At 65.5% G+C, this 16,817-nt stretch carries 15 protein-coding genes; 8 read left to right on the top strand and 7 right to left on the bottom strand.

What is annotated here, in order from left to right; translation table 11 throughout:
• Positions 1–123 precede the first annotated feature (123 nt).
• The 6 genes from JIG36_RS48865 to JIG36_RS48840 form a co-directional block, all read right to left on the bottom strand.
• The gene (locus JIG36_RS48865) at positions 124–576 is read right to left on the bottom strand and encodes a hypothetical protein (RefSeq protein WP_203383785.1); all 453 of its coding nucleotides are present in this window, start codon (positions 574–576) and stop codon (positions 124–126) included.
• Between the two features lie 87 nt (positions 577–663).
• On the bottom strand, positions 664–1,470 hold the full coding sequence (locus JIG36_RS48860; protein ID WP_203383784.1) for an SAM-dependent methyltransferase: 807 nt from the start codon (positions 1,468–1,470) through the stop codon (positions 664–666).
• On the bottom strand, positions 1,467–2,297 hold the full coding sequence (locus JIG36_RS48855) for a hypothetical protein (RefSeq protein WP_203383783.1): 831 nt from the start codon (positions 2,295–2,297) through the stop codon (positions 1,467–1,469). The genes JIG36_RS48860 and JIG36_RS48855 overlap by 4 nt, the downstream gene beginning before the upstream one ends.
• Positions 2,294–3,505: a pyridoxal-dependent decarboxylase gene (locus JIG36_RS48850; RefSeq protein ID WP_203383782.1), complete on the bottom strand. Its 1,212-nt coding sequence runs from the start codon at positions 3,503–3,505 to the stop codon at positions 2,294–2,296. The genes JIG36_RS48855 and JIG36_RS48850 overlap by 4 nt, the downstream gene beginning before the upstream one ends.
• On the bottom strand, positions 3,502–4,359 hold the full coding sequence (locus JIG36_RS48845) for a hypothetical protein (protein WP_203383781.1): 858 nt from the start codon (positions 4,357–4,359) through the stop codon (positions 3,502–3,504). The genes JIG36_RS48850 and JIG36_RS48845 overlap by 4 nt, the downstream gene beginning before the upstream one ends.
• On the bottom strand, positions 4,356–5,771 hold the full coding sequence (locus tag JIG36_RS48840) for an APC family permease (RefSeq protein WP_203383780.1): 1,416 nt from the start codon (positions 5,769–5,771) through the stop codon (positions 4,356–4,358). The genes JIG36_RS48845 and JIG36_RS48840 overlap by 4 nt, the downstream gene beginning before the upstream one ends.
• Positions 5,772–6,279: 508 nt before the next feature.
• Between JIG36_RS48840 and JIG36_RS48835 the strand changes: the two genes are divergently transcribed.
• The 3 genes from JIG36_RS48835 (at position 6,280) to JIG36_RS48825 (ending at position 8,834) form a co-directional block, all read left to right on the top strand.
• Positions 6,280–7,110, top strand: coding sequence for a helix-turn-helix domain-containing protein (locus JIG36_RS48835; RefSeq protein ID WP_203383779.1), 831 nt, complete (start codon positions 6,280–6,282; stop codon positions 7,108–7,110).
• Positions 7,092–7,328, top strand: coding sequence for a DUF397 domain-containing protein (locus tag JIG36_RS48830; RefSeq protein WP_236049953.1), 237 nt, complete (start codon positions 7,092–7,094; stop codon positions 7,326–7,328). Before JIG36_RS48835 ends, JIG36_RS48830 begins: the two co-directional genes overlap by 19 nt.
• A 477-nt stretch (positions 7,329–7,805) precedes the next feature.
• Positions 7,806–8,834, top strand: coding sequence for a hypothetical protein (locus JIG36_RS48825; protein WP_203383778.1), 1,029 nt, complete (start codon positions 7,806–7,808; stop codon positions 8,832–8,834).
• On the opposite strand, the gene JIG36_RS48820 is transcribed toward JIG36_RS48825, so the two are convergent.
• Positions 8,831–9,865 (bottom strand): NAD-dependent epimerase/dehydratase family protein, encoded by a 1,035-nt coding sequence (locus JIG36_RS48820; protein ID WP_203383777.1) that lies wholly within the window; start codon positions 9,863–9,865, stop codon positions 8,831–8,833. The two genes, JIG36_RS48825 and JIG36_RS48820, sit on opposite strands and share 4 nt — an antisense overlap.
• Before the next feature lie 225 nt (positions 9,866–10,090).
• On the opposite strand from JIG36_RS48820, the gene fxlM reads away from it, so the two are divergent.
• The 5 genes from fxlM (at position 10,091) to JIG36_RS48795 (ending at position 16,816) form a co-directional block, all read left to right on the top strand.
• On the top strand, positions 10,091–11,377 hold the full coding sequence (gene fxlM, locus JIG36_RS48815; protein WP_307873224.1) for a methyltransferase, FxLD system: 1,287 nt from the start codon (positions 10,091–10,093) through the stop codon (positions 11,375–11,377).
• A 122-nt stretch (positions 11,378–11,499) separates the two neighbouring features.
• A complete protein-coding gene (locus tag JIG36_RS48810) occupies positions 11,500–11,643 on the top strand; it encodes an FxLD family lanthipeptide (protein ID WP_236049951.1) in 144 nt (47 codons plus the stop codon).
• A gap of 75 nt (positions 11,644–11,718) precedes the next feature.
• Entirely contained in the window at positions 11,719–14,757 is a 3,039-nt protein-coding gene (locus JIG36_RS48805) for a lantibiotic dehydratase (RefSeq protein WP_203383775.1), read from the top strand.
• Positions 14,754–15,896 carry a lanthionine synthetase C family protein gene (locus tag JIG36_RS48800; RefSeq protein ID WP_203383774.1) on the top strand — a complete coding sequence of 381 codons (1,143 nt, stop codon included), beginning with the start codon at positions 14,754–14,756 and terminating at the stop codon, positions 15,894–15,896. The genes JIG36_RS48805 and JIG36_RS48800 overlap by 4 nt, the downstream gene beginning before the upstream one ends.
• Positions 15,878–16,816 (top strand): thiopeptide-type bacteriocin biosynthesis protein, encoded by a 939-nt coding sequence (locus JIG36_RS48795; protein ID WP_203383773.1) that lies wholly within the window; start codon positions 15,878–15,880, stop codon positions 16,814–16,816. Before JIG36_RS48800 ends, JIG36_RS48795 begins: the two co-directional genes overlap by 19 nt.
• The last annotated feature ends 1 nt before the right edge of the window (position 16,817 follow it).

Genomic DNA, 16,817 nt, shown 5'->3' with positions numbered 1-16,817 from the left:
CGCGATACAAGCGCACGGCCCGTGCTCGCAGCTCGTCGGGGTACTTCTTCGGTGCGGCCACAGATGCTTCCTCCCCATGATCAGTCGATCATGTTTGAGAAGCTCCCGGAAACCGGGGGGAACTCAAGGGGCGTCTGAAAGGCGGACGTCGTTGAACAGAGCTTGGCCGACTTTCAGCGTCCGCAGTCCTTTGCGAGCGGCGACGAGCAGTAGGTGTTCGTGCGGTTGGGCGGGGTGCCGTTCGGCAAGCACTGCATGCAGAGCAGCAGCGACGCGAGGGTTGTGTTCAGCGCCGGGGATGGTCAGTTCGATCTCAGGATGTTCCGGTGTGGTGCAGGAGTTCCACCAAGCCGCGCCAATGACTTCGCCGTCGAGTTCGGCTACCTGAGTCTTGACGGTGACGTGAGCGGACAGGGTCCGTAAGTACTCGCGGGCGATGTTCGTGCGCAGGCTCGCCGGCGGGTGCAGCGACCAGAGAAGCTGGTTGCGGTGAACGAGAGGCGCCAGCGCGTTGCTGGTGATCGTGGTGTCGAAGACCCCGGCGGTGCGCAGACGTATCTCGCGGATTGCGCGCATGAAAAAAGTTCGGTCCGTTCGGTCAGTGGGGTGACGTCGCTGGCCCCGGCAATAGCGGTACCGGTCGCGGCTAAGTACTGAACGCAGCTACTCGTGCTTGCAGGCAACTCCGCCGTAGATGCCGACATCGGTATCTGCCGGCACCATGTGGACCGGATCGCCGGGTCGCCAGCGCTGGACGGGTACAAGGCCGGGATCGACGAGTTCGAGGCCTTGGAGAAAGCTGGCGATGTCATCTCGACTGCGCAGCGCCATCGGGATGCCAGCTTGTTTGACGACGATGTCGGCGCCGTCGGCGAGTGCCGGTTCGAGCAGGTCGGCGGTGCCGTGCGAAACGACCAGCCAACTACCGACGGGAAGCGCATCGATCAACTGCCGGACCACCTTGTGGGGTTGGTCCCCGTCGGCCAGGTAGTGAAGGACCGCTACCAGCAGCAGGCCGACAGGCTTGGTCAAGTCGAGCACTGCATGCAGGTCCGGGTCGTTGACAATCGTCGCTGGGTGACGCAGGTCGGCTTCGACCATCGCGGTACAGACGCCATTGGGAGGAGCGAGCCAGGCTCGGCCGTGCGCGGCGACGATCGGATCGTTGTCGACATACACGACCCGGGCTGACGGATTGATGCGCTGCGCCACCTCATGGGTGTTGACCACCGCCGGCAGCCCGGCACCGACGTCGAGGAACTGGGTGACACCGTTTTCAGTGAGGAACTCGACGGCCCGGTGGAGAAATTTTCTGTTCTGGCTGGCAGCGACCCGGACGGCCGGGAGGAATCTCTCGATGCGATGGGCTGAATCGCGGTCAAGGGCGAAATTGTCTTTACCACTGAGCAAGTAGTTGTAGCGCCGCGCCGCATTCGGAACGCTGACGTCCAACGGAGGTCTGTCGCTCATTCTGGTACCTCGCTAGTCGTCCGACGGTCCGTCGGCTGAGTTGACCGCGTGGCGGTCCCTTCTCGAGCGCCAGCGGCGTGCAGGACGGTCAGCCAGAACTCGCGGTATGCCTCGACATCGTCAGAGGGTCGGCCGGCGCGAGAACCGTGTAGGCACCGGCCTGGGTGAGTGGCAGTGATGGTCGCCAGCCAGCCTGCGGCCTGACGCCGGTCAGTGCCATCGAACTGGCCAAGGTGGGCGGCGGAATCGATGAGGACCTGCGCCGCCCGGTTGAGTTGGTTGCAGCCGGCGAAGATGGCTGCCGCGCTCAGCAACACGGTTGGGCCGTGCCCGTATCCATGAGGGCTGGCCCACCAGGCGCGTAACGCGACGGTGATGTGTTCATCGGCGAGGTCACACTGGCCGTCACGATGCAACGCCACCGCGAGCGCGCAGCGACCGGTCAACTCCCGGCACGGATCACCAAGGAGCTCGTACGCGGAAAGGCGATCCTCAGCGACCCGGACTGCGTCAAACGTCAACCCCTGCTCAGCCACCACGCGCTGATAGATGCTTGCAGCGCGCAGCGCGACTGGGTGCGTTGGTCCCCACAGATGAATCGCCGCTGTGTAGGCATATCGACCCCACATCAACCGGGCCTCTGGCTCGGCCGAAGCCCGGCGGGCGTAAACGATCGCCGTGGCAATAACCTCTGGATCCGCCGCAGCCGCTACGGGATCAAGCGTGGCAAGCGCGGTCGGCACAGGTCGTAGAAGGTTTGCCGCGGGCCGCGACACCGGCTCTTTGAGCAGCCGCCGCCATCGATCGCCACGGAAATCCCGGCTCATGACACCGGTCCCGTTCTGGGGGCGATAGATCGCCGAGAAATCGGAACAGTCAAGGAGGGCCGGTGGGCATCCGCGAGATCGGTACAGAATTCGTCGATCCAGGTCTTCTCCAGACCAGGCATGCAGATGATTCGGCCTACTGTGTTGTCACCGCCGAGCACCCATGGCCGCCGCAACGCCACGTCGGGCTGAGTCAAGGTCACGGTGAACGCGGGTGGTTCCCACCATGCGTCCCAACCGAGCCGACACAGCCGATCGTAGGTGTATGCGGAAAGTTCACGGGCTTGGTCGGCCCGACGGCGGTGGGCATCCAGACCACCGTCGGCCGTGAGCGACCAGTAGAGCAGCAGCGGGGTGTGACCGGAGCGGGATCCGGTGATGGTGGTGTCCGCCGCCCCGATGTAGGACACCTCCGCCGGTGAGGCCTGCGGCCGCTGCGGATAGATGATGACGGCGCACGGCATCAGCGTCGACAGGAACTTGTGGCCGGAGATCACCAGGCTGGTGGCGCCCGCGCCGAACCCGAAGGCCGGCCGCTGGTCGGCGGGGAGCAGGGCCAGAGGGATTCCGGCCAGAGCGGCGTCGACGTGGATCCGGCGGCGGGTGATGCGCAAGTCGTTGCAGAGCCCGGCGATGGCGGCGACGTCGTCGACGGCTTCGCGCTCGGTGGTGCCGACGGTAGCGACGACCATGGCGGGCCGGTCCCGGAACCTTCTCAGTTCAAAGGACAGGCGGGTGAGGTTCATCCGCCCGCGATGGTCGGTGGGGATCTGCACAAAGGTCGCACGCACCAGCCGGGCGGCTTTGACTACCGAATAGTGCGCCGCGGTGGAGGCGTAGATGACCAGGTCGGGCAGCGCAGTCGCGGCCTCGTCGACCGCATGCAGAGTGCCTTCGGTCGCGCCGGTGGCCACGTATCCCCACACCCGATGGTCGCCGCCGAACAGCTCGCCGAGTATGCGCACGACCTCGACCTCGTAGGCCTTGGTGTGGTTACGGCCGTGCCCGGAGGTCCACGGGTCCCCGACGTTGTTGAGCAACTGCGCCGTCAGGACAGCAGCCAGGTCCGGGTAGGTGCGGTCGGTAGCGCCAGGGAACGCCAGGTGCAGGTGCCGATCGGCGGCCAGCTCGGAGCCCAGCAATGCAGCGCGCACGTTCAACGGCAGGCCGGGCCGGACCGCAGGGGAGACAAGGTCGGTGAGGGTCATGACGGCCGCCGGTGCCGGTTCTGCGGGCTGCTCGTGGCGTGGCGGCGGGCCTCGTCGGCCTCGCGCAGCGCTTGGTCGAGGTCCCACATCAGGCGCAGCAGTTCACCGGAGCCGGATTCCTGGTACAGGGTGTGCAGGGCGACCTCGGCGAACGGGTACGGCGCGTCCAGCCGGAACCGGCTCAGCCCGTTGTGGGTGTGAATGGTGGTTACGTTCAACTCGCTCGCCCCGCGCCGGTCCGCGACGATCACGCGCTGATCAGCCCACCCGGCCGGCCCGCCAGCGACATAGAGGATGCCGCCGGGCACGTCGAGTTCGCTGTTGGCGGTCTGGCATACCTCCGCAAAACTGCTCGTGTAGGTGTCGAGCGTCGACAGCCCCAGACCGGAATACACCGCGTTGGTATTCATGCCCTGGTCGGCGCGGTTGGCGATCTCGGTCCGAAGGTCCCACGGGCGGCGCGGATCACGTGCGCGGACCTGGTGGATCAGCGCTGACAACAGCGGCACCACATGCTGTGACTCCGGCCCGGCCTTCCACAACCGGGTCGCGGCGCACACCTGCGTCTGCCGGGCGTCGTCCGGTGTCGCGTCGGCGATCGGCTGGGTGAACAGATAGGCCAGCCCGTACGCGGCGATCGGGGCGCGAAACCTGCGCTGCCAGGCGAGGGTGCCGTGGTTGACGCTGAGTAGCCGTAACCGGTGAAAGGCCTGCCATCGCAGATCATGCTGCTGCCACGCCTGCAGATCATCGGGATCCAGCTGGGCGCGGTGCCCGGCTCCGGCCAAGCGTCGCGGCCGCATGTCGGTCAACCGTTGATCCTGCGGATCGCGGGGATAGGTCACGGTGCTCATACCTCGATGTCCTCAAGATCGTCGTCCAGAACCGTGGCCGGGTCCGGCACGCCACGGCCTACCCCGGCATAGATCTCCGGCCGGGCCTGGCGCAGCCACGACCCGAACGCCCACGCGGCCAGCACCGCCACCACGATCGGCGCCGCGACCAGCCACGGCCGCCCCGACCCGGGCCGGGTGCCAAGCAAGGCACCCAGGCTGGAAGCCATGAACACCACCGCCAACACACCGAGGATCCCGCCGGCAAACGGGAACACCCGCCGCACCCACACCGACTCGGCCCGGCCCAGCCCACGGTCGAAGAACTGGAACGCCGACCAGTTCGCCGCCGTCAGCAACAGCAGAATGCAGAACGCGCCGATCGTGGACAGCCACGGAAACACCACCGCCATCGGGTCCGCCCCGGCCAGAAGAAAACCCACCAGGACCACCGCGGCCGTGATCGCCTGAGCCCAGCTGCCGCCCACCGGAGCACCGCCCTTCGCGCCGCGGCTCCTGCTCCCCCACGACGCCGGCAACACCTGCTCACGCGACAGCGCAAACACGTACCGGGCAACCGTGGCATGAAACGAGCCCATCGCGGCCAGCACACTGGTCACCAGCAACGCCGTCGCCAGGTCGATGACCCCGACACCGAACACCGAACCGAGCAGAACCAGCGGCTGGCTGCCGTCCTTTCCAGCAGCCGAGCTGAGATTGTCGAGACCGAGCCACACGCCATACGCCCAAGACGCCAGCGTGTAGAGCAACCCGCACACCACGACCGCCGCCCCCGCGGCCCAAGCCACCGCCCGATACGACGTCGCCTCCTCCGCGTACGCCAACACTGACTCCAGCCCGGCGAACGCGGCCACCGCAAACACGATCACGCTGGCCGCCGCACCGGCCACCAGAAGCTGCGACGGCCCGAACACCGCCGTGCTCACACCACCTGCGGCCGGGTGGGTAAACCCGGCCAAGATGAACAGCACGATCACCGCGAGTTCAAGGGCCAGCAAGACACCAAGGACCTTCGCCCCAACCGCACCCGGATACCGGCCCAACAGCAGCACAAGCAACCACGCCACCAAGGCCCACGACCACCACGTGCCGACGCCCGTCAGACCGACCACGGTCACACCCAGCAGGGGATACAACGAAATCTGCAACGCGTTGTACCCGACAAACGCGACCCCCGCCGCCACCAACCCCGCCAACGGACTCAAACCATGAGCCAGCTGCGCGTAAAACGGAGCGCCGTGCCGCACATGACCACCGACCGCGACACAAGCCACCACCAGCAACCCAACGACCATCATGACCAGCACGAATGACAGCGGAACGCCGGCCACACCGGTGCGCTGATAGGTAGTCGGAATACCACCGACCAGCACCGTCTGCGGCGAACTCGCCACCACGGCAGCGGTGAACAACGCACCACCACCCATTGAATACCGGGCCAGCGTGGAGCCCCGACTCATGCTGACACCGCCGCCGCAAGAGTCAGACCACTCACCAGAACATTTGGTGCTCTACATGTGCAGGCATCGTCACAAGCAATGCCAAGCTGGAGGGTCATCCTCAAACTCCCGAGAGGCGATGGTGGCAGGTTCTGAATGGAAAATTCTTGGCCGTGTTGTTTGTCCACACAGCCAGCGCCATCGATTGCGTTGCTCCACGATCACCCAATAAGACATAGCCGTGAAGGCACCTTCTCGGGAATTTGACGGGATTCTCGACGGGAATGCACGGGGAATAATGCGCCCTGAGCAGGAAATACGAGTCATCCAGGGCGCGTCGGCGCCGATTTCACGACTACGACTTGAGTTACGCTGACCAGGCCGCCTCAACGCCCCTGCAGGAAACCGGCTCCGGTCCGGCTATCGGAGGTTCACCGTGAGAGTAAGTCCATATGTGTGCAGACTGCGACTCGCGGAAGAAATGCTCGACATCCGCCGGGATGCGGGTTTCACGAGTGACGACCTCTTCGCGGCCACAGGAATTCAACGTCAGAAGATCAGCCATATCGAAACCGCAAACCGACGGGTCGACTCGTCCGTCATCGAGACGCTGCTTCGCCAGCTCAAGGTGGCAGACGACCGGTTCGCGAGGGTCATGGACTTGGCTCGGGGATCAGCCCGACCCGGGTGGTGGGAACGGTTCGACGACGAGATGGGCTCACGCCAGGCCCGCACAGCTGACCTCGAGAGCGGCGCGAAGACGATCTTCCAGTTTCAGCCGTTTCTCATCCCGGGGCTCTTGCAAACACAAGCTTTTGCCGCCGTCCGCGCGGACGCCGACCGGTCGGCGAACTCCCGCCGCTTTTCCACAGCTCGCATGCTCGAGGCTCGCGCCCAGCGCCAGTCCATCCTGTCGGGGGCTGACGCAACGCCTCTTGAGGTCGTTCTTGACGAATCGGTCTTGCATCGAACATCGGCGGCACCGACACCCGTGATGCACGAGCAGCTGGACCACCTAGTCGGAGCCGCACTCAACCGGCCTTCCGTCACGATAAGGATCCTGCCCTTCGTGACGCGACTGAGCCGGCACGCTCAGGCGCGTACGGCCTTCTCGCGTTACTCCTATACGTGTCCAGCCGAGATGGTCGTCATCAACGTTGACACCAACCTTGAGGATCGTCTGCTCTACAAGACCCACGACGTAGCCCTCTACAACGACCTCGCTGATGAACTGCAGCGGGTCGCACTCAGCCCGGCCGACTCCGTCGAACATCTCGCCGCAGCGGCCGACGCATGCTCAAAGAGGAGATGACCATGGACGAAATGTCAGCCACGAAACGCTCTCGCGGAATCTGGTTCAAGTCGGGCCGTTCAGGCGGCGGCTCGGACTGCGTGGAGGTTTGCTACCTCGAAGCCGGCGGCGTCGCGATGCGAAACTCCAAACGACCCGACCTCGGCACGCTGACGTTCACCGACTCCGAGTTCGACGCATTCGTCGGCGGAGCGAAGGACGGTGACTTCGACCGTTGACCGGGAGGCTCATCAGCACGAACGCTCAGCCGTGACAGGAAGCTAGTGTGGACCCGGATACACCAACGCCAATTTGATGACGGGTCGGTGTGACAAGAGATCATGACAAGCTCCGCTCACACTCCGAACGCGTTGTTCCGTGCCGCTCGCCAGCGTCTCTACGGCAGCCGGGAGGCCTTGGCGAACGCCGTGAACGCCCACTTGGCCCCCGGGTATCTCGTGACGCCCCACGACATCGGCAAGATCGAGCGGGGAGTCGTCACATTCCCTCGAAAGCCTCGACGTGACGCATACCGCATCGCACTCAGGGTAGAGACCGATGCCGAAATCGGCCTCCACGACGGCCGAGGCCCCGTACCTCTGCAGACCCGCAGCCCGAACAGCAACGAGAGCTCCGCAGAACACATCCTTGCCTACAGAGATGAGGATTCAGCAGGCTCGATGCTCTCCACGACGCCCGGAGCGTACGCTGGATTCTTGGGTCGTTTCGCCGAGACGGCACGCCTGAGCAGCGACTTTGCAATGGAGTCAGGAGCGTTTGTGATCCCCGATTTCACGATCGAGCAGCTTGCCGAGGACGCCGCTGAGATAGCGCGCGGCTTCACGCTGCGGACGCCGACGTCGGCGGTCTCTGAGGCACTAGGGGTTCACGACCGGGTTCTTGCTGCTATGACTCGCACTCGCAGACCCGCGCAACAAACTTCGCTCCTTCTCCTCGCCGGGCAGACGGCCGCGCTACTTGCCAGCGCGGGTATCGACCTTGGCCTGTGGGACGCCGCCCGGCGCTACGCCAGAGCCGCCTATGGATACGGCGACATGATTGGTCATGCCGGCGTGCTGTCTTATGCGCGTGGAATGCAAGCCACCATTGCCTATTGGACAGGACGACCAGCCGATGCTGTGGGTTACGCCCTCGCGGCGGTGGACCTAGCTCCTGTCGGCGTGGCCTCCGTCCGTGCGCATTGCATCCTCGCCCGGGCCTGGGCGCACAGCGGCAATCCTGACCGAGTGGGCCAGGCGCTACGCGACGCTGACGCTGCGCGACATGTCCAAGGCTCCGACGATCTCCATGACGTCATCGGCGGCGAATTCGGCTTCACCGTGCCACAGCAAGCGCGTTGCGCCAGCACCGCATGGCTACAGGTGGATCTGCCGCTGAAGGCGAGGGGCGCGGCCGAAACCGCGCTTCATGCTGTTGAGCAGTCTGACGCTTGTTCGACCGCGTTGGAAGCCGAGGTGCGTCTGGACCTGGCAAGCTGCCAAATCCTCACCCGACAGCCCGGCGAGGAGAGCGAAACCGTGTCACGCACCTACGAGACGCTCCGGCCCGTGTGGGACATGCCAGTTGAGCAACGGAGAACCGGCTTGTTCGGTCGGCTCGACCGCCTGACCGCACTGTTGTCGGCACCGAGTTTGCAGAGGTTGACGGAGGCACAGCAGTTGCAACAGCTGGCGCAAGGATTCTCGGCCGGTCGGCCGAGCATGCCCGCGCTGCCGCCTGCCTAGAGCGCCGGCCGGTGCCACGTGCGCAGTAGCTCAGCTTCTCGTTCCGGCGATAGGCCGTGGTCAGCCGCGCGAGAAGCCTCTCCTTCCCCTCTTACGGCTGCGCCTCCCCGAGTCATCCACGCCCAAGTGTCGAAGACGGTGTCACTCAACGCGCGGCAACGCAGACCGGCGGACTGAGCCCGTGAGGTGTTCACGGCCCAAACACCTTTTTGCGTACGCCAAAGGGGCAGCTCGGTCCACTGCTCGACCCCCTGTTGGATCAGCCAATCTGGATCGACCCAGACCGGCCGAGTGTCTGCCTTCGTCGCATCGATACAGGACTCGATAAGAGCGGCGAACGACGCGTGACCGATCGGCGCCGCGACGTTGAAAGCACCGGGCTTTCGATCGACCGCGCAGAGCGCCAAGAACGCCGCCACATCGCGGACATCGATGGGCTGCATGCCTTGCTGCGCGGGGGCGGGCGCAAGCAGCTCACCGCCACGAGCCGCACGCGCCAGCCACCAGGTGAGCCTGCCGACGTACTCCTCGGGCCCAAGGATGACGCTCGGTCGAAGCACCGTGGTTCGACTCGAACCGAACACGACTTCCGCCGCACGTTCACAGCCGGCCTTCAACGCGCCGTACTGACCGGCATAGCCAAGCTCGCTGCCGTATCCCGCGCCGGCATCGGGAGGGCACTCAAAGAGCTGTGAAGCCTCGTCGAGAGGCTCGTTCGGCCACCCGACGTAGGCGTTTACGGATGACACGAAGACGTACTGCTGTGCGGCTGGCTCAAGCGCTGTCGCGGCGGCAAGGACCTGGTCGGGAACAAAGCCGATCGTGTCCACGACTGCGTCCCACGGCCCGTGCTCGGCCAGCCGTTGGAAGTCCTCTGGGCGCTCTCGATTCCCACGTACCGCTTGAACACCAGGCAGGTCTGAACGTGACTCACCGCGGTTGAACGTTGTCACCGTCCAGCCGCTCGCCAACGCGCGCTCGGCGAGCGCGCGACCCAGGAACCAGCTTCCGCCAAGAATGAGCAACCGCACCGACCCATCATCCTTCACCGGTATCGGCCGGCGCGACCGGGAAACCCGACCGCCCGTGCTTCCCGATTCCCGCTCGATTCCCGGCAGCTTGGCGTTCCATGCTCGTTGTACCTGCCGGATTGTGGAGACGGACTCAGGACCGCATGTTGCTCAAACAGGCCGAGCCAGCCTGTTGATGTTCCGAAGTCTCTATCAATCGAGGCCTGGCTTAAGAAAGGATTCACCGTGACTGATTCCGCCGACGTGCCTTCCGCGGCCGCGGGCTCGCAGCGCTCTCTGGTTGGCCCTGCTGCGTCGACGTCAGACGCCGCCGGGAGCTCCCGAGCGGACCTGGTGGCCCGACTGCGCGAGAGCGGGATGATCACCACGGCTGCGGTCGAGGAAGCTGTCCTGGCGGTGCGCCGAGAGCACTTCATGCCGGCTGGCACGCCGTTGGAGGTCGCGTACGGCGTTGACAACTCGGTGGTCACCAAACGCGATGAGCACGGAGTCGCGATCTCGTCAGTGTCCGCCGCCTACATCCAGGCCCAGATGTTGGAGCAGGCCAGTCTCCGGCCCGGAATGAGGGTGCTGGAGGTCGGCAGCGGCGGCCTGAACGCTGCGATGATCGCGGAGATCGTGGGGGAAAAGGGCCACGTGCTCAGCGTGGACATCGATGCCGAGGTCGTCGACCGTGCTGGTCGCCTGCTGGATGAGGCAGGCTACGGCAATCGGGTACGGGTTCTGGCCACCGATGCTGGAGCAGGCTTACTCGGCGAGGACCCGTTCAACGCGATCATCGTGACTGTCGGTGCGTGGGACATCGCGCCAGCGTGGCTGGAACAGCTTGCTCCGGACGGCGTTCTTGTAGTGCCGCTCATCATGAACGGTGTCACGCGGACGATCTGTTTCCGGCGCGACGGCGACCATCTGGTCAGCACCTCTATGGCGGTAGCCGGATTCGTCTCGATGCAGGGCGCGGGGCAGCACGCAGAGCGGGTCTTCCTGTTGCCCGACAGCACCGGCAAACAGGTAAAACTGCGCTTCGACTCCACAATCCCCGACGACGTCAACTTGCTCGACGGAGTGCTCGGTACGGAGCGAACAGACGTGTGGTCTGGTGCGTCGATCCGTCATGGAGTCTCCTTCGCGTCCCTCCACCTCTGGCTGGCCTGGTATATGCCCGGGTTCTGTCTGCTCGCCGCGGATGAAGGAACCGCCGTGGCCTCGGAGCGAGGCAGATGGTTCCCGTTCGGTGTTGTCCGCGGCGCGGCGTTCGCCTATCTAGTGGTCCGACCCGACCTCGATGGCGCCGGCGTCGAGTTCGGCGCTCGCGCGTACGGCAGCGATGGAAAGTTGGCCGCTGCCGCGCTCTGCGAGCAGATCCGCGCCTGGGACCGCGAAGGCCGTGGCACCGAACCCGAATTCGGATACTGGCCCGTCGGCGTTGACAGATCTGGAATTCCGCCCGAGGCGGCTGTCCTGGACAAGCACCACGGCTCCGTCACGATCTCCTGGCCCGCGCTCGACTGAGCTGGCGCCGTTCACCGGGCATGGGCCAGGCGGCCTCGCACCATTCCTTCGTACCTGTCAGGAGAGTGATGTCCATGGCTCCGCCTACCGCGGTCGTCGAGAGTCCCACTATCGACCAGCCTTTGACTGACGACGATTTCGAGCTCGACATGACGGTGGTCGAGTCCACCACGCCCCTGGTGATCATGATGTGCAGCACCAGCGACGGGTGCGGCAATACCTGCGACACGAGCGCCTGCTCAACGTCGGCGTACGACCCTCGCTGAACCCTCTCTGCCGCCGCCGGAGCACTGCCTGCCACACGCGTGCTCCGGCGGCACTCTCCCCTCCGGAGGAGCGGTATGCCGACCGTTCACCATCGCTACCATCGAGCCGGGCCGCTATTGATTCGGGCGAGCACACTCCCCTGCTCGCTCATGGCTCCCTCTCTTGCCGACCCCGCCGACCGGCGGCAGGGAATGCGTTGGCTTGCTTCAGTCTGGGCACTGCCCGGATTTCGCACGGCCGTCGAGTTGGCCAGTCCCGATCTCACCGCACGTCTTGATCAACTCCTCACTCCAGGAAGCAACCCGTCTACGAAAGTCGTTCAGCGCGCCGTCTTGGCAGTTGCCTCATATCTACGGCGCTGGCAGCGACGATCCACTCCCTTCGGGTTGTTCGCCGGGGTAACAACTGCGAGTGCTGGGCCCGCCGTACGAAAGATCGGCGAGACCCACCACGCGCAAGTGCGCGCTGATGCGGACTGGCTCGCCCAGATCATCGACCGCTTGGAGAACCATCGCGGCCTGCGCCGCTCCTTGTTCCTGATCGCCAACAACGGCGGTCAGATCCGGGCCGGCCGCGTCGTGGTCCCCGCCCGGCCAGTTGCCGGCCGATCGACGGCCGGGGTCCTGACGGAAAGTTCGGTCCGGCACACCAAGCCTGTCGCGCTTGCGCTCTTTCTGGCAACGCAGCCGGTGCGGTTCGACAATCTCGTCGCACAGCTCGCCGAACGTCTTCCTCGAGGAGATGCCGACAAGATCGAAGCGCTGCTGGATGGTCTGGTCGACAGCAACATTCTGATCACCAGCCTGCGGCCGCCAACGACTGCGACCAATGCGCTCACCCACTTGATCGGTGTACTGGGCAGCGCCAGCGCCTGGCGTATCCCGGACTTGGCACCTCTCGTCGACCAGCTCGGCCGGTTGGCTGGTCTCCTCAGCGCCCACAACGCCCAAGTCTCATCGGGATCGCAGGCGTCGTTGCGTACCCACCTTGTAGAAGCTATGAACACGGTCGTCAAGGCGGCAACGCCGCTCGCGGTCGATGTGCGTTTCGACGCCACCGTGAGCGTCCCCCAAAAAGTGCTGGACGAGGCCGCAGCTGCTGCATCGGTGATGCTGCGTCTGACAACTCAGCCGTTCGGTACGCACGCGTGGCTCGACTATCACGCTCGCTTTCGCGCCCGCTACGGCTTAGGTGGGCTGGTCGGTGTGCGGGATCTGGTGGCCGACTCAGGGCTCGGCTACCCCGCTGGGTACCTTGGTGCGCCGCGCCCGCAGCCGGCATGGCGGATGCTCACCGAACGTGACTCGCGCCTGCTGGCGCTCGTCCAGCAGACCGCGCTGGACGGCTCGGCGGAAATCAGCCTGTCCAGCGCGGATATCGATGCGCTGACAATCGGCGACCCTGCGACGGTTGCAGCGCCACCACGCATTGAGATCGGCATAACGGTTCTGACGGACAGCGCTGACACGCTCAATCAAGGCGACTTCGACATTCTGGTCACCGGCGCTCCCCGCGCGCAGACGAGCATGCTCGGGCGGTTCGCGCATCTGCTCGACAGAGCCACCGTCGACCAACTCGCGGAGAGCTACGCTCCTCGCGGCAGCGAAGAGACTGTCGCAGCACAGGTTGCGTTCCCACCACGCCGGACACACAACGACAACGTGGTTAGGGTCGGTCGTCTCGGCGCCAAGATCATCCCTATTTCCGAACTCATCGATTCCGATTCGATCAGCATCGACGACCTCGCCGTGACCGCCGACGCCGCGCAGTTCCACCTGGTCCGCCGATCCACAGGCCAGAGAGTTGTCGCGTACGTCCCGCACGCCCTCGACGTCACCGTGCAGACCCCGCCGCTGGCACGATTCCTAGCCGAAGTCGGCGACTCACGCAGCGCCGTCTACGGCCCTCTCGACCTCGGCGCCGCTGCACGGACCATGCCATACATCCCCCGCATCCGCTACCAGCGCACCATTCTTGCCCCAGCGCGTTGGCTGCTGACAATCGCCGACCTCGGCTCTGCAGCCGAGACTGCCCGTTGGCGGCGACGGTGGCGGCTCCCAGGCCAGGTGATCGTCTGCCACGGCGACCAGCGTCTGCCACTCGACCTCGACGATCCGCTCGACGAGGCACTCCTGAAGAGCCATCTGCGCCGCTCCGGCCGCCTCGAACTCCGCGAAGACCTCGCCGCCGCCCGACCCGGTTGGCTGGGTCGGCCCGCCGAGCTGGTCATCCCAATGTCTCTTGCCAGCCCCGCTCCCAGACCTTTGCCGACCATGACACGACCCGCACGGGCGGAGCGTCCCGGTACGTCTGCCGTCGTCAACGCGCGGCTGATCGGCAGCCCCGGCCGCTTCGACGACATCCTGGCTGACCATCTACCGGCCTTCGCTGAGAATCTGACCGACTCCGGTGTCACTCGGTGGTGGGCAAGCCGGCACCGCGACCTCATCCGGCTCGACGCCGACCAATACCTGCGCTTGACCCTCCGTCTCGACAATGCGGCGGCGTATGGACTGGTAGTTGCACAACTCTCCGCATGGACCGAGCGTCTCCACGACGCAGGTCTACCGAACGAGCTGATGCTGACCACCCGCCACCCGCACCCAGCCCGATACGGAGGATCGTCAGTCATGGCGGCAGCCGAGCAGGTTTTCGCGACCGACACCGCAGCGGCAATCAGTCAGCTCCGTACGTCACGGGAGGGGTCGATACCGAGCCAGGCGCTCGCTGCGGCCTCCATCGCCCGGATGGCCGCCGGGTTCGCGGCCGACCCTACGGCCGGGTACCAATCCCTACTCGCCAGCCTCCGCAGCCATACCGCCGCCGCAGACCGAGCGCTGACTCAACAGACTCGACGACTCACCAGCGTTCAACAAATCCGTGACCTGACCGGAGGCGAAGCCCTACTTGAGGCTTGGCGGGTCCGCCATGCCGCATTACAGGCCTACTACCGCGCCGTCGATAATGCACGCGACTCGGCGACGATCCTTCGGACCCTCGTACACGACCACCACGTTCGCGCGGTTGGCGTCGACCCCGGCTTCGAACGCTCCACCAACCACCTCGCCCGCGCCGCGGCAATGCGCCTACTCAAGGGCGGCGCCGAGCAATGACGGACACGACAGTCATCGGCTTGGAGGCTGCTGAAGCGCAATCGTTGGCGTCCGGTGCGATCGGTAACGCCGTTTTGGCGGTCGAGCTGGCGCACAACACCGGCCAGTGGGCGAACGCGAAGCGATTCATCCAGCAAGTTGCTGGCGGCCCCATCGACGCTGGCAGCCACTCTGGACTCTTCTATGGCGCCCCCGCAATCGCCTTTCTGCTGTACCTCACCGGCACAGGCCGTTATGAACGGGCTCGGCAGCAGCTCCAGCGGCATGTCAGTCGCCTTATACATACACGGTTGCTTGCTGCGGACGAACGAATTCGGCAGCGACGTGCGACCGCCTTCGCGGAGTACGACCTCCTCTACGGGCTTACCGGCCTGGGCGCGCTCCTGCTGGAGCATGCGCCCGGCTGCGACGAACTTGGGGACATCCTCGCCTACACCGTCCGGCTGGTACAGCCACAGCACAACGACGGCGTCGAGCTGCCTGGCTGGTGGGTCGAGCACGACCCTGATTCCCTGATCCCGACGCCAGGCGGCCACGCCAACCTCGGCATGGCCCACGGCGCAGGCGGGCTGCTCGCCCTTCTGTCTCTCGCAGCCCAGCGAGGCATCCAAGTCGACGGGCAGTACGAAGCGATCGGTTGGCTGTGCGCCTGGTTCGACAGGTGGCAGTACGACACGGCAGCCGGGACGTTTTGGCCGCAATGGCTCACCGCCGATGACGTCCGATCCGGGCGCGTCAACCACGTCAGACAGAGCCGCCCGTCATGGTGCTACGGCGCCGTCGGCATTGCCCGCGCCCAGCAACTCGCGGCATTGGCAACCGGCGACCCGGGGCGTCAGAGCCGCGCCGAACGCGTACTCGCCGGATGCCTTGACCCCGCCGAGGTTGCCCGGCTCACTGAAGCGGGGATCTGCCACGGGCGTGCTGGGCTCTACCAAACCGCCTACCGAGCCGCCCAGGATGCCGCCGACCCGAGAATTGCGGAGCGCCTGCCTTACCTCGCGGCCCTCGTCAGCCCTGAAACCGGCGCCAATACAGGGCTCCTGAACGGCTCCGAAGGCGTTGGGCTCGTCCAGCACAGCATCGGAACCGGCGAACCTCCCCGAACGAGGTGGGACACATGCCTGTTGATCGTTTAGCAACGACTCCGGATCGCCTCGCTGACCATGTCGAGGCAGCCGTCGCCGGTGCGCTCGGTCACGAGTCCTGCGTTTACGACGGTGACTTCGCAGACGCGGTTGACACCTACCGAGGTGCCGGCCGAGCAGCATTGCACCGACGTTCCGAACAGGAATGGTTTCAAGCACGCATCACACCGGCTGACTGGCCGAACTTCGAGCGAGACTTCGCCCGCTTGATTGCCCCACGCCTGAGCCAGCTCGATGGCGGAAGGTCGTGGTGGTTCTTGCGGAAGCACCCCCACTGGAGGATCCGGCTACGGACCGATGACCACCATGCCGTCGCCGGCCTGCTCGACGATCTCATCCGGGATCGCACCATCGAGCGATGGCGGCCCGGCATCTACGAACCGGAAGTCGCCGCCTTCGGCGGCATGAACGCTATGGGCATCGTGCACGACTTGTTCGCGGCGGACAGCCGCGGCGCTCTGGCCTACGTCCGCCACTCCCCCATGGCGCTCGGACGCCGCGAGCTCTCGCTGCTGCTCATCCGAGCGATCCAGCAGAACGCCGGCATGGATTGGTTCGAGACAGGCGACGTCTTCCACAAAGTCAGCCAGTTGCGTCCAGCTCCAGCCGACACGAGACGCGTTGATGCTTTGGCCGAGAAGATACGACCACTGCTCGCCATCCGCGTCACACCTGAGCTAGCTCTGTTCGCCGCGGACGGAGCCGCTGGCAATCTGAGCCCTTGGCTGACCGGATTCGCCGACGCCGGGCGAAACCTCGGCGAGCTCGCCGCGGACGGCGGCCTCGACCGCGGCTTGAGAGCCGTCCTCGCGCAGATCGTGATCTTCCATTGGAACCGGCTCGGCCTCAGCGCAACTGCACAAGGCGTCCTCGCGTACGCAGCCCAAGCTGCCACCCTGCCCAGGAGCTGAC

The sequence above is a fragment of the Paractinoplanes ovalisporus genome, assembly GCF_016834655.1.
GTDB lineage: Bacteria > Actinomycetota > Actinomycetes > Mycobacteriales > Micromonosporaceae > Actinoplanes > Actinoplanes ovalisporus.
This window is presented reverse-complemented; position numbering and strand designations above follow the sequence as displayed.